This window comes from Bradyrhizobium sp. SZCCT0231, assembly GCF_018130245.1.
Lineage (GTDB): Bacteria > Pseudomonadota > Alphaproteobacteria > Rhizobiales > Xanthobacteraceae > Bradyrhizobium > Bradyrhizobium japonicum_F.
In genome coordinates, this window is record NZ_JAFCKP010000011.1 from 41,625 (window position 1) to 54,249 (window position 12,625).

Annotated in this window: 13 protein-coding genes; 7 read left to right on the forward strand and 6 right to left on the reverse strand. The window is 66.0% G+C overall.

Annotated features, from left to right (window positions below; all coding sequences use genetic code 11):
- Nucleotides 1-26: 26 nt before the first annotated feature.
- The 3 genes from JQ566_RS23110 to JQ566_RS23120 all read right to left on the reverse strand — a co-directional run bounded on the left by JQ566_RS23110 (nt 27) and on the right by JQ566_RS23120 (nt 3,628).
- Nucleotides 27-1,598 carry a DUF4403 family protein gene (locus JQ566_RS23110; protein WP_212375996.1) on the reverse strand — a complete coding sequence of 524 codons (1,572 nt, stop codon included), beginning with the start codon at nt 1,596-1,598 and terminating at the stop codon, nt 27-29.
- A gap of 141 nt (nt 1,599-1,739) precedes the next feature.
- Nucleotides 1,740-2,378, reverse strand: a complete 639-nt coding sequence (locus JQ566_RS23115; RefSeq protein ID WP_212375999.1) for a Vgb family protein — start codon at nt 2,376-2,378, stop codon at nt 1,740-1,742.
- 29 nt (nt 2,379-2,407) lie between these two features.
- Complete coding sequence (locus JQ566_RS23120; protein WP_212376002.1) at nt 2,408-3,628, reverse strand: helix-turn-helix domain-containing protein; 1,221 nt, start codon at nt 3,626-3,628, stop codon at nt 2,408-2,410.
- A 90-nt stretch (nt 3,629-3,718) separates the two neighbouring features.
- Here JQ566_RS23120 and JQ566_RS23125 point away from each other — a divergent pair, with 90 nt between their 5' ends.
- Nucleotides 3,719-4,513, forward strand: coding sequence for a DUF899 domain-containing protein (locus JQ566_RS23125; RefSeq protein WP_212376005.1), 795 nt, complete (start codon nt 3,719-3,721; stop codon nt 4,511-4,513).
- Complete coding sequence (locus tag JQ566_RS23130) at nt 4,506-4,784, forward strand: hypothetical protein (protein ID WP_212376008.1); 279 nt, start codon at nt 4,506-4,508, stop codon at nt 4,782-4,784. The genes JQ566_RS23125 and JQ566_RS23130 overlap by 8 nt, the downstream gene beginning before the upstream one ends.
- Before the next feature lie 43 nt (nt 4,785-4,827).
- On the opposite strand, the gene JQ566_RS23135 is transcribed toward JQ566_RS23130, so the two are convergent.
- Entirely contained in the window at nt 4,828-5,244 is a 417-nt protein-coding gene (locus tag JQ566_RS23135) for a c-type cytochrome (protein WP_434057837.1), read from the reverse strand.
- A 109-nt stretch (nt 5,245-5,353) separates the two neighbouring features.
- Nucleotides 5,354-6,070, reverse strand: a complete 717-nt coding sequence (locus JQ566_RS23140) for a L,D-transpeptidase (protein WP_212376013.1) — start codon at nt 6,068-6,070, stop codon at nt 5,354-5,356.
- Nucleotides 6,071-6,344: 274 nt separating this feature from the next.
- Here JQ566_RS23140 and JQ566_RS23145 point away from each other — a divergent pair, with 274 nt between their 5' ends.
- The 3 genes from JQ566_RS23145 to JQ566_RS23155 all read left to right on the forward strand — a co-directional run bounded on the left by JQ566_RS23145 (nt 6,345) and on the right by JQ566_RS23155 (nt 8,905).
- Nucleotides 6,345-7,397 (forward strand): glycosyltransferase family 4 protein, encoded by a 1,053-nt coding sequence (locus JQ566_RS23145; RefSeq protein WP_212376016.1) that lies wholly within the window; start codon nt 6,345-6,347, stop codon nt 7,395-7,397.
- 33 nt (nt 7,398-7,430) lie between these two features.
- Nucleotides 7,431-8,120: a class I SAM-dependent methyltransferase gene (locus tag JQ566_RS23150; RefSeq protein WP_028178083.1), complete on the forward strand. Its 690-nt coding sequence runs from the start codon at nt 7,431-7,433 to the stop codon at nt 8,118-8,120.
- A 125-nt stretch (nt 8,121-8,245) separates the two neighbouring features.
- Nucleotides 8,246-8,905, forward strand: a complete 660-nt coding sequence (locus JQ566_RS23155; RefSeq protein WP_212376019.1) for a hypothetical protein — start codon at nt 8,246-8,248, stop codon at nt 8,903-8,905.
- A gap of 350 nt (nt 8,906-9,255) precedes the next feature.
- Here JQ566_RS23155 and JQ566_RS23160 read toward each other — a convergent pair whose 3' ends face one another.
- Nucleotides 9,256-10,920 (reverse strand): aminotransferase class III-fold pyridoxal phosphate-dependent enzyme, encoded by a 1,665-nt coding sequence (locus tag JQ566_RS23160; protein ID WP_212376022.1) that lies wholly within the window; start codon nt 10,918-10,920, stop codon nt 9,256-9,258.
- A 35-nt stretch (nt 10,921-10,955) separates the two neighbouring features.
- Here JQ566_RS23160 and asd point away from each other — a divergent pair, with 35 nt between their 5' ends.
- The gene (asd, locus tag JQ566_RS23165; protein WP_212376025.1) at nt 10,956-11,819 is read left to right on the forward strand and encodes an archaetidylserine decarboxylase; all 864 of its coding nucleotides are present in this window, start codon (nt 10,956-10,958) and stop codon (nt 11,817-11,819) included.
- 64 nt (nt 11,820-11,883) lie between these two features.
- Nucleotides 11,884-12,447, forward strand: a complete 564-nt coding sequence (locus JQ566_RS23170) for an NUDIX hydrolase (RefSeq protein WP_212376029.1) — start codon at nt 11,884-11,886, stop codon at nt 12,445-12,447.
- The last annotated feature ends 178 nt before the right edge of the window (nt 12,448-12,625 follow it).

Genomic DNA, 12,625 nt, shown 5'->3' on the forward strand with positions numbered 1-12,625 from the left:
GCGAGTGGTCGGTCAGTGGGGGCGCGCTACATCCCCGAGAGCTTGCTCACATATACATTCAGCGAGCCGCCGGCTTCGGCAACCACGCGCAGGGTCTTGGAATCGAAGGCGATGTCGGCGAGCGTCAGGCTGTCGATCTTGGCCTCGACCTTGAGGCCGTCCTCGCTCTTCTGGTAGTCGGCGATTGCGGCCGCGATCTTCTCGCGGGCGTTGGCGGCGATCGGCTTCAGGTCGATCGTTGCCTTCTGCAGCAGCGCCTGCTGCATCTGCGGCACGACCGCGCGCGCCGCCGCTCCCAAGAGGCCGAAGGCCGCTTCGGACTCGACCGCGAGCTGGATGTCGGCGAGCCGCAGCGTCTGCCGCGCCTGGTCGAGCATCGGCCGGCCCCAGATGTGCACAGTCGCCTCGGCGCCGAGCCCGAACCAGCTCTTCTTCTCCTTGGCGCGCACCAAAAGCGAGATCAGCAGCCGGTCACCCGAGGGGATCACGTTGGCGCTCTTGACGGTGACGTCGACCGGGCCGGAGCCGTCCTCGGGATAGGTGCGGCCGACCATCTGCGCTGCGATCAGCTTGTTGATCTCGGTGAAGGGCACGTCGATCGGCACGCCGATGTTCACGCCGGTGCCGGTCGGCGGCACGATCGAGATCTTGTCGGGGAACGGACAGTCCGGCTTGGTCGGCGCCGAGGTCACGCGTGTCTCGGCCTCGAGGCCGAGCAGCAGCGTCACGGCCTGCGCATCGACGCGCGGCTGCGCCGCGATCGCGCGCACCGGCTTCATCTCGAGCCAGAGCGGCGGCAGCGCGGCCGAGGAACCCGAACCTTGCAGCGGGATCGAGCGGCAGGCCTTGACCCATTGCGCTTTCGCGTTCTCCCGCAGCGATGGATCGTTGCGGATGCGCTCGGAGACGGCGTTGATCTGCTCGCCGACGGTCTTGTCGATCAGCGGCTTCACCTGCGCCGGCACGTTGACCTTCGCGCCGGCGACGTTGAGGTTGGTGTCGCCGAGATTGACCTGGGCGCCGAGATTGGGCTCCAGATGCCAGGCGGCGGCAAGCTTCGGGCGCGAGGTGACGACCACGTTGCCCCTGATCTCGGCGCTGGCGTTCAGGTTCTTGATGTTGACCGCGCCGATCCGTTTTGCCGCGTCGCCACCGAGCACGCCGCCGAGCGCGTCGCCAAGCGCGCCTGTGGCTTTCGACGACAGCGAGCCGGTCACGTTCAGCTTGCCGCTGAGCGGCGTCGAGATCGTCAGCACGTCCTTGTCGCCGCTGGCTGCCATCGGCCCGCGCACGGCGGACCAGCCGATATCGGCGTTCTCCAGGATCTGCGAGATCGGGTTGTCGGCCTTGCCGGCGAAATTGCGCGGCGCGGCCTTCTCGGCCTGCTCGCGGATCGCCGACAGCGCGATGGCGACCGGTGCGACCACGATCGAGCTCTTCGAGGCCGGCGGCAGCGGTGGCAGTTGCGCGACGACCGGCGTCGCCGAATTCGTCGCGCGCGGCGACAGCAGGTCCATCGCCTTCAGGCTGATGAAGAACGACGCCGCGAGCACTGCGACGCCGATCAGGATGGTCTTCAAATTCCACGTAAGTCCCATCAATCCCCCAAGCCGCCCCAGCGGGGATTCTACAGGGCGGGCGAGGAGGGCGCTAGAGCGCACCGGTGGGGTGGAATTGGGGCGAACAGGTTAACGGCCGCGAATGCGCCGCCGCCGCGCATTCAAATCATCACGACGCGGCTAGCTGCGCCGAGGTCGGCGGACTGCTCTCACATTGCCGCTACCACCGCCGCCGCAGAAGAAGCTATCGCCGCCGTCGGACTCCAAGCCTGACACGATCGTCCCGGCGGGCATGTCGAGTTGCTCGATCACGTTGCCGGTTTCGGGGTCGATCCGCCGCAAATCGCTCTCCTCGCCCTCCCAGGTGCCATGCCAGAGCTCGCCGTCGACCCAGGTCACCCCGGTCACGAAACGCTTGCTCTCGATGGTGCGCAGAACTCTTCCCGTTTCGGGATCGACCTGATGGATCTTGCGCTCGCGATATTGCCCGACCCAGAGCGAGCCCTCGGCCCAGGCAAGGCCGGAATCGCCGCCGCCGCCGGGCGCCGGAATGGTGCCGAGCACCTTGCCCGAGGCCGCATCGATTTTCTGGATGCGATCCTCGGCGATCTGGAACAGGTGCCTTCCGTCGAACGCCGTTCCCGCATGCGCGGCGACGTCGATGGAGCGCGCGATCCTGCCGTCGGCCGGATCGACGGCGTTCAACTTGTCGCCGGATGCGAACCAGACATGCTTGCCGTCATAGGTGACGCCGTGCACGGCCTCGACGCCTGGAAAGGGCCCATACTCCGTGACGATCTCGGCGGCTGAACGTTTCATGTGCTCGATCCTTGATGCTTGCGCGCATCCTACGTCTTCAGGAGCGGCGTGGGGAGTAACAAGCCTGTCGGGAAACCCGGAACGGGCGGCGTCATCCAGCGGCACGCCCGTCCGTGTCCGAAGGACTGCACCTTGCCCGATCGCGCCAGCTCTTCGAGGGCGCGCTGCACGGTGCGCGGGCTGATCGCAAGCGCAAGTGCGAGCGCCGAGCTCGACCATGGCTCGCCGTCGGCGAGAAAGGCGAGGACAGCGGCGTGCTTCTCCTCGACGGGCCGTGCCAGCACGAGGACGTCGCGCGTCTTCCGCGGCGCCAGCACGAAGCCCTGCTTCGTCGCGCTGATGTCGGCGAGAGGCTCGAGCATGGTGCGGAGCCGTCCGATCTCGACGCGCAAGCGCGCGCGGTGCGATTCGTCGGCGTGCCTCGCTTGAAACGCGCCCGATATCAGCGTCTCTCGCAGGACATCCGCGGGCCATGCCTGCGCCAGCAGACGCGCGAGCGCGAACAGCACGGGGCGCGTTCCGAGCGACACCGCGACACCTTGCCTGCGCACCACATGATGGAAGGTGTCCACGACGAGCGCTGTCGAGGTCGCCAGTCGTTCGACCTCTCCGAGCAACAACGGATGTTCGCTGCCGCGCGCGATCAGGCGCGCTGCCGGCGTGTCGAGGATCAGTTTCGCGCTGTCGACCTCGGCCGCGAGCGCCGGGATTTTCGCAAGGCGCGCCGCGTGAGCCGCGCGGCTGAGGGCCGTGCGCGCATCCGTCGTTCTGAGCCGCCTGATGGCGATGCCGGCGACCACGAGCTCGCGGACGACTTGGGAGGCGGGCGGGAGCGGCGTGGGACGGACTTCAGCCAGCGTGCGCTCTGCCTCGTCAAGCCGCCCGACCAGAAGCAGGCGGCGCGCCTCGATGTGACCGGCATGGGCGGCATTGGCGAGATCGCCGTGCTTTTCGAGCGTCGCGCGTGCCGCCGCGAGCGTCTTCACCGGCCAGTTCAAATCGCGCGAGACCAGCGCAATCTCGGCTTCGGCGACGATGCACCTTGCGCGTGCCACCGCCTCGCGCGGACCGAAGGCGCGCGCGGCAGTGCGCAGCAGCGACTTGGCTTTGGCGAGATCGCCGAGCTGCGCCATCGCGATGCCGCGCAGTGCCAGCGACGGCGCATCATTGCGCAGCGCAACGCGGTTCAAGGCACCGAGCGGATCACCGGCTTCGAGCGCGCGCGCGGCGGCGGTGATCAGCGACTCCATGTCAATCCCGCCACACTTGTTACTCCCACCGCGCAGCCGCTTGGTGCCAGAAGTCGTTGGCAGGACGTCAAGCAAGAGCTTCGGAGAGTCATGATGACATCAGCAGAAAAAGCAGGAACCAACGGACACACCGCCATGCAGACCCCGCCGGTGGTGTCGCCGCAGGACTGGGAGGCCGCCCGCCAGCAACTGCTCGTGAAGGAAAAGGCGCATACCCGTGCCCGCGACGCCCTGGCCGCCGAGCGCCGGCGCATGCCATGGATGGAGGTTGCCAAAACCTATGCGTTCGAGGGGCCCGGCGGCAAGGTCAGTTTGGCTGATCTGTTCCAGGGCCGGCGGCAGCTGATCGTCTATCGCGCCTTCTTCGAACCGGGCGTGTTCGGCTGGCCCGATCAGGCCTGCCGGGGCTGCTCCATGGTCGCCGATCAGGTCGCCCATGTCTCGCACTTGAACGCCCGCGATACCACGCTGGTGTTCGCCTCGCGCGCGCCGCAGGCCGACATCGTCAGGCTGAAGCAGCGGATGGGCTGGACCATGCCCTGGGTCACCATCACCGACAGCTTCGATGCCGATTTCGGCGTGGACGAGTGGCACGGGACGAATGTGTTCTACCGCGACGGGACGCGCATCTTCCGCACCTATTTCGTCAAGAGCCGAGGCGACGAGCAGATGGGCGGCACCTGGAACTATCTCGACATCACCCCGCTCGGCCGCCAGGAGGTGTGGGAGGACTCGCCCAAGGGCTATCCGCAGACGCCGACCTACAAATGGTGGAATTGGCACGACAGCTACACCGAAGGCGCGGCACCCGACAAGAAATGGGTGGAGGTCTCGGACGCCGGCGAGAAGGCGTTTCGCGAGGAGGCCGCGGGAGGTCGTGACTAATCCCGTCAGCGCAACTGCGCCTGCCAGCGGCGATGGCGTGATGGCCGCACGCCATCTCGCCAGATGGCTGGCTCTGGCGGCCACGCCGACCTTCGCGGTCATGGCCGTGCTGACTGCCGGGCTCGGCGGTGGGCCGGCGGACATGCTGTGCGCCGCCGGGCAGGGATCTCTGCTCGGCGGGATGGTGCCGATGTATCTCTTGATGAGCGCGTTTCATGCATCGGCGTGGCTGAGGCTGATCGCAGAGTGGCGGGGCGGGATCAGCCGCTAAGCGGACGTGCCGCAACCGCATAGCGAAAACAGCGCGTCGCGATCTACTGTCCGCCCGTCGCTTGCAGATACGCAAGCACCTTCGCCGCCTCATCCGCGGACACGCCGCCATAAGGCTGCATCTTGTGGCCGGACACGACCTCGTCCGGCTTGACCATGAAGCGGGTGAGCTTGTCCTGGTCCCAGACGAAGCCGGCTTCTTTCATCGACGACGAATAATTGTAGTCCGGCAGCGAGCCGGCCTTGCGTCCGACGATCTTGTTGAGGTTGGGACCGAGGCGATTGTCGCCTTCCTTCACGGAGTGGCAGGTGCGGCAGGAATTGTTGAAGGCCTGCTGGCCGGTATCGTCACCCGCGGGTTGTTGCGCGAGCGTGAAGGGCGCGGACAGCAGCAGCGTCAGTGCCCCGGCGCCGATCGCGTGCACCCACGCTCTTGACGAAGGTTGCAGGCGTGGTTGCATTTGCGCCTCCATCGGGGATCGCGCCGCAACAGGCGCGTCGGGATGTCGAGGGCAAACAAAGACGGCCCCGGCGGGTTCCGGGGCCGCTTGCGTCACAATGTCCGGTCGCTCAGCGCGTTGCCGTGCCGAGCTCGGCCCTGCGCTCGGTCATCGGCAGCACGACCACCTTGGTGCCGACGTTGACGCGGGAATAGAGGTCGGTGACGTCCTCGTTGGTCATGCGGATGCAGCCCGAGGAGACGCGCTTGCCGATGGTCTCGGGGGCGTTGGTGCCGTGGATGCGGTAGATGGTGCCGCCGAGATACATCGCACGGGCGCCGAGCGGATTGCCGGGGCCGCCGGCCATGTGGCGCGGCAGATAGGGCTGGCGGGCGATCATCTCCGGCGGCGGAGTCCAGGCCGGCCATTCGGCCTTGCGGCTCACCGACTGGATGCCGGACCAGGTGAAGCCGTCGCGGCCGACGCCGATGCCGTAGCGCAGCGCCTGGCCATTGCCGAGCACGTAATAGAGATAGGTGTTGGGCGTATCGATGATGATGGTGCCCGGCGCCTCGCGCGTTGCATAGGAAACGGTCTGGCGGCGGAAGCGGGCCGGCAGCTCGACCGTGTCCTGATCCTCGGACGGCGCGGCCTGGTAAGGCGTTGCCTGGTAGGGCTGATAAGGCTGGATCGGCTGCGGCGCGGCCATCGGCGGCAGCGGCTGGAAGAAGGGGAAGAGCTGCATCGGCGCGGCGTTGGCTGCACCTGCGAACGCAATTGCGGAGACCGCGACTGCGCCGAATGCAACGGCGCGCGAAAACGTCTTGAACGTGTCCAGATTGAACATGTGATCGCCCCTGTTTGCTCGGTGTTTCTGCTCACCGCGGCACCGTTTCGGTGCTCCGTTGCCTTAAGTCCTAACGGCAAAACGTTTCGGGACATTTGCGCGGAAAACCGAAAACGGTTTCGTGGCGGCAAGGATTGTTTCATGACAGTTTCGTGGCTCCGCGGGCCCGTTAACGAACAAAACAGCACGCCGACACTTCTGTGACGTCACACGCCTGAAATATCCTTCGTTGATGGTCGATGCCTGAGAATCATCAAACTCTCGGGATTTCCCCATGCGAGTATTAATCGCGACCGACGCCTGGCATCCGCAGGTCAACGGTGTGGTCCGGACGCTGACTTCGCTGGCGAATGCGGCCAAGGCCCTCGATGTCGAGATCGACTTCCTCACCCCCGACGGCTTTCCGTCCTGGCCGCTGCCGACCTATCCCGGCCTGCGCGTTGCGCTGCCTACGGGTAAGGAGATCGCGCGGCGGATCGAGAGGGCGGCGCCGGACGCGCTGCACATCGCGACCGAGGGCCCGATCGGCTGGGCCGCGCGGGCCTATTGCCGCCGCAACCGGCTCGCTTTCACCACCTCCTATACGACGCGGTTTCCGGAATACGTCTCGGTGCGGACCGGCATCCCGGCCGCAATCGGATACGCGGTGCTGCGCCATTTCCACGATGCCGCCGCCATGACCATGGTGGCGACGCCCTCGCTGCGGCAGGAGCTGTCCGAGCGCGGCTTCAAGCGGCTCGGCTTCTGGACGCGCGGCGTCGACACCGAGCTGTTCCATCCCGACGCTCCGGCCACGCTCGACCTGCCGCGCCCGATCTTCATGACCATGGGACGCGTGGCGGTGGAGAAGAATCTCGAAGCGTTCCTCTCGCTCGACCTGCCCGGCACCAAGGTCGTCGTCGGCGACGGCCCGCAGAAGGCGGCGCTCGAAAAGAAATATCCGGACGCAGTGTTCCTCGGCGAGAAGAAGGGAGCGGATCTCACCGCCCATCTCGCCGCCGCCGACGTGTTCGTGTTTCCGAGCCTGACCGACACCTTCGGCGTGGTGCAGCTCGAGGCGCTCGCCTGCGGCACGCCGGTTGCGGCCTTTCCGGTCACGGGTCCGAAGGACGTCATCGCCGATCACCCGATCGGCGCGATCGACCACGATCTGCGCACCGCCTGCCTGCGCGCGCTCACCATGTCGCGCGAGACCTGCCGCAATTTCGCGCTGGAGCGCTCCTGGGAGAACAGCGCGCGCCAGTTCGTCGGCAATCTCACCTCACTTCAGCCCAGCCGCGCCTTGCGTGCCTCGCCTCGGATGGCGCGGCGGCCGGTGCGCAGCTGATCGTCAATTCGAACCACAGCGAGAACCTCATCGATGGCTAAGATCATGAACCTTGACGGCACGCAGCAGCTCGATCTCACCCGTGGCACGGTCGAGCAGGCCTATGACCGCTGGGCGCCCGTCTACGACCTCGTGTTCGGCGGCGTGTTCGCCAAGGGGCGGCAGGCCGCGATCGCGGCCACCAACAAGATCGGCGGCCGCGTGCTCGAGGTCGGCGTCGGTACCGGCATCTCGCTGCCGCTCTATGCCCCCAACGTTCGCATCTTCGGCACCGACATTTCGGAAGCGATGCTGGACAAGGCGCGCCGCCGGGTGAAGGAGCAGAAGCTGAAGAACGTCGAGGGCCTCGCGGTGATGGACGCCGAGAAGCTCGAATTCCCTGACAATTCCTTCGACGTCGTGATGGCGCAATATGTCGTGACGGCCGTGCCGAACCCGGAGAAGGCGCTCGACGAATTCGCCCGCGTGCTGCGCCCGGGCGGCGAGCTGATCATCCTGACCCGCGTCAGCGCCGATGCCGGCATGCGCCGCTTCATCGAGCAGAAGCTCCAGCCGGTGGTGCGTCCGCTCGGCTTCCGCACCGCCGAATTCGCCTGGTCGCGCTATGCCAAGTGGCTCTCCGGCGCGAACGGCATCGAGCTCGCCGAGCGCCGCCTGATCCCGCCGCTGGGGCACTTCTCGCTGGTCCGCTTCCGCAAGGTCGACGTCGCCAAGGCAGCCTGATCTGAAGCTCACGCGTCGCGTGCGTCATCGCGCCGCTGCACATCGTCACATGACAAAATGATGATGTCACACGGCCTACATCGAATCCCTGTAATTCCGGACCCGAAAGCATTTTGGGGGAGAGCATGATCAAGAATTATCTCGAGCAGCTGCGGATCCAGCGCTGGGACGACCATCGCTACTATCACCACAGCCGCATCAATCAGAGCCTGCACTTCGTCAGTGCCCTGAGCTTCCTCTTCGCCTATGTCTGGCTGTTCATCGATCCCGTCGTCTCGGCGCTGGTCGGCTGGCTGGTGTCGATGACCTCGCGCCAGGCCGGTCACTTCTTCTTCGAGCCGCACACTTACGACCACATCAACCAGGCGACGCACGAGTACAAGGAAGAGATCAAGGTCGGCTACAATTTGCAGCGCAAGGTGGTGCTGATGGCGATCTGGGCGTTCTCGCCCCTGGTGCTGGTCGTCGATCCCACGCTGTTCGGCCTGTTCACGCCCTGGCAAAGCGCGACCGACTTCATGCGTCAGGTCGCCAAGATCTGGCTCGTGGTCGGCGGCGGCGGGCTGCTGTTCCGCACGGTGCACCTGTTCTTCATCCGCGACGTCGAGACCGGCCTCGTCTGGATGACCAAGATCCTGACCGACCCCTTCCACGACCTGATGCTCTATCGCAATGCCCCGCTGGCGCTGATGCGCGGCGAGCTGATGGATCCCGGCCTGCACCTCAACCCCGAGCACACGCTGGGCTTCATCGACGAGCCCATGCTCGAAGAGCAGCACGCCTGAGCGCGCGCCGCACACAACACACTCCGATGTCTGATGGTTACGTCATGCCCGGCCTCGCGCCGGGCATCCACGTCTGGGGGGCGCTTTCTTCGCCTCTCCCCGCGTGCGGTCGGACAATCGCATATGGTGCAAACAATGCAGCGGCACCGGGAGTGGGCTCCCTCTCCCGCTTGCGGGGGAGGGCTGGGGTGGGGGTGTCTCCGCGTCGGGATTGTCGGGGATTACTGAGGATGTCCCCGTGCGGTGAGAACCCTCACCCGCCGCGCGCGGGACGATGCTTTCGCATCGCCCGGGGCGCGTCGGCCTCTCCCGCAAGCGGGAGAGGCGGAGCAAGCCCGCGCAGTGTGGCCTCAGCGTCCAAAGCGCTTGGCCAGCATCTCTTTCAAAATCTGCCGCTTGATATTCTTGTTGGTGAGCACGCCATCGTGCCACCAGAAGCCGTCGGCCTTCATCTTCTCGGCGGCGCGGACGAAGCGCTCGGCGACCTCGGTGAAATCGGCGTCGGTGTAGTTCAGGCTGAATATCAGCCGGCCGGTGCCGACCCAGCTCAGCGCCAGCCCTTCGGCGCGCAGGTAATACTGCAGCATCCAATTGTAACGGGATGGCGTGGTGTATTTCACCGTCCAGATCGAGGAGTAGTTGGCGAACCGCACCGGCAGGTCGGCGCTCTCCATCATCTCGTTGAGCTTCTTCACGCGCCCGTTCCAGGTCTCCTCCAGCCCGTCATAGACGGCGCGGAAGTTGGGGCTGGCGAGCCGGCTCAGGAACTCGTCCATTGCCGTCATGACGTAGGGGTGCGAGTTGAAGGTGCCGCGGGCGAAGCAGATGTCGGCGGGACGGTCGTCGCGGAAGCGGCGCATCAGCTCGCGTTTGCCGCAGACCACGCCGACCGGCAGGCCGCCGGCGAGGCTCTTGCCGTAGGTCACCATGTCGGCCTTGACGCCAAAGTACTCCTGGGCGCCGCCGGCGGCGAGACGGAAGCCGACGAAGACCTCGTCGAAGATCAGGACGATACCGCGCTCAGTGCAGACCTCGCGCAATTTCTTGAGCCACTCGGTGTAGGCCGCGCGATCGAAATTGCCGCCGCGGGAGGAATCGACCAGCGAGGAATCGCCGGGCGCGTTGGCGTTGGGATGCAGCCCTTGCAGCGGATTGACCAGCACGCAGGCGATGTCCTTGCGCGTCTTCAGCACATGCAGCGTCTTCTCCGACATCTCGGCGAGGGTGTAGGTCTCATGCGCGGGGATGGGATTGCCGACGCCGGGCTGCACGTCGCCCCACCAGCCGTGATAGGCGCCGGCGAAACGAACGAGATGGGTGCGCTTGGTGTGGTAGCGCGCGAGCCGCACCGCCTGCATCACGGCTTCGGTGCCGGACATGTGGAACGAGACCTCGTCGAGGCCCGAGATATGGCAGAGCCGCTGCACGTTCTCGAGGATGACGGGATGGTAGGGGCCGAGCACGGGACCCAGCGCATGCGCGCGTTTCTCGGCGCCCTCGATGCACTCCTTGTAGAAGTCGTTGCCGAAGATGTTGACGCCGTAGGATCCCGTGAGGTCATACGAGGTGTTGCCGTCGACATCGGTGACCGTGACGCCGCTGGACGATTCCATGAAGGTCGAGGTGCCCAGATGCTCGCGCACCAGGCGCGAGAACTGGAACGGCACGCGGTAGCTCTCGGTGAAATTCAGGTCGGAGATCGTCTCCGCCGCTTCCTTCGTCATCGCGCGGCCCCTGGGGTAGCGCTCGGCGTAGAGCTCGGCGAGGCGGAAGAAGGCCTCCTTGCGCTGGGCCACGATGTTCGCCGGCGCGCCGTCGCAGCCGAAATACTTGTCGCCCTCGAACTCGTAGAACGGGAGCAGCCGTGCTACCCGGCGCGACATCTTGGAGTGCCCGGCGAGCGACCGGTGCTTGGCACGGGAGAGTTCGACCCGCGCCTTGAGCTTCGGGAGGACGGCGGCAGCAGACGCTGCGGCGGCCACGGACATCGAGAGAATCGGGAGTGTCGTTTCCATGACAACAAGCGCTAATACTGCGAGCTGACAGATTCATGACAGTCAAAGCCCTCATCGCCTCTTTCACCCAGCAGGAAGATCTCAACTTTCTGTTGACCAACCGCATCCCCCGCGCGGCCCTGACCCGCTTCATGGGCTGGTTCTCCAAGATCGAGAATCCGTTGGTGCGGGACTTCTCGATCGCGCTGTGGAAGCTGTTCTCCGACCTCGACCTGTCAGAGGCGCGCAAGACCCACTTCAAGAGCCTGCACGACTGCTTCACCCGGGAGCTGAAGCCGGGGCTGCGGCGGTTTGATCCCGACCCATCCATTGTCGCAAGCCCCTCCGACGGCATCGTCGGCGCCCATGGGAAGATCGCCGACACCGAGCTGTTCCAGGTCAAGGGCGCGCCCTATTCGCTGCTGGACTTGCTTGGTGACTCAGCGCTGGTCGAGCAGCACCGCAACGGCTCCTTCGTCACGCTGCGGCTGACCTCGAGCATGTATCACCGCTTCCACGCGCCCTATGATGCCCATATCGAACGCGTGACGCTGATCCATGGCGACGTCTGGAACGTCAACCCGATCGCGCTCAAGCGCGTCGAGCGGCTATTCTGCAAGAACGAGCGTGCGGTGATCCGGACGCACCTCTCGACCGGCGAAGCGGTGACGCTGGTGCCCGTTGCCGCGATCCTGGTCGCGAGCATCCGCCTGCACTTCCTCGACATGGTGCTGAACGCGCAGACCCGCGGCCCGGTGAATTTTCCCTGCGACGTCAAGGTGAGCAAGGGCGAGGAGCTCGGCTGGTTCGAGCACGGCTCGACCATCATCGTCCTCGCGCCCGGCGATTTTACCTTCTGCGACGGTATCGCCGAGGGCACGCGCATTCGCGCCGGTCAAGCGCTGCTCGGAAGAAAGTAGCCTTCAATCCGCCGTCACCGCTGTCTATATCGCGTTTCTGGGACGACGATACTGGATGTGAGCGATGGCACGGGCGCCGGTGATGGCGGGGGGTGGTATTGTGCTGCGGCGTGGCCCTGCGCCACTGATCGCGGTCGTGCGCCAGCGCAAGCGCAACGAATGGGTCCTGCCCAAGGGCAAGCTCGACGACGGCGAGACGCCGAAGGAAGCCGCACACCGCGAGGTGCTGGAGGAGACCGGCCACGACGTCGCCGTGCACGAATTTCTGGGCACGCTCGTCTATCAGTCCGGCGGGCGCTCCAAGGTCGTGCATTTCTGGCGGATGGAGGCTAACGGCGGGCCGGTCCGCAAGCTGATGAACGACATCAAGGCGGTCGACTGGCTGACGCTGGACGATGCCATCGGGCGCCTCTCGCGCGAATATGAGCGCGCATTCCTGACGCAGATCGGCCCGATTGCGCTCGCGGCGGCGGGGCTTGTGCCATCGCCGGCGCCTGAGCCGACGCTGGCGGCGGACGATATCGATGCCGCCTTGCAGACGTTGACGCCGGCCGAAGCCGCGTCCGTCGAGGAACTGCAGCATGGCCTGCTGCAAAAGGTGAAGGCCTGGCTGCGCGGCGAGGCGTGAGTTGTTGTCGCGCCCCGCTTGCGGGGAGAGGTCGGATTGCATCGCAGATGCAATCCGGGTGAGGGGAACTCTCCGCGAGTCTCACTGACACTATTTCTACGGAGGCAGCCCCTCACCCCAACCCTCTCAGCGCGAGCGAAGCTCGTCGCGGCCCCGCAAGCGCGGGGCGAGGGAGCGC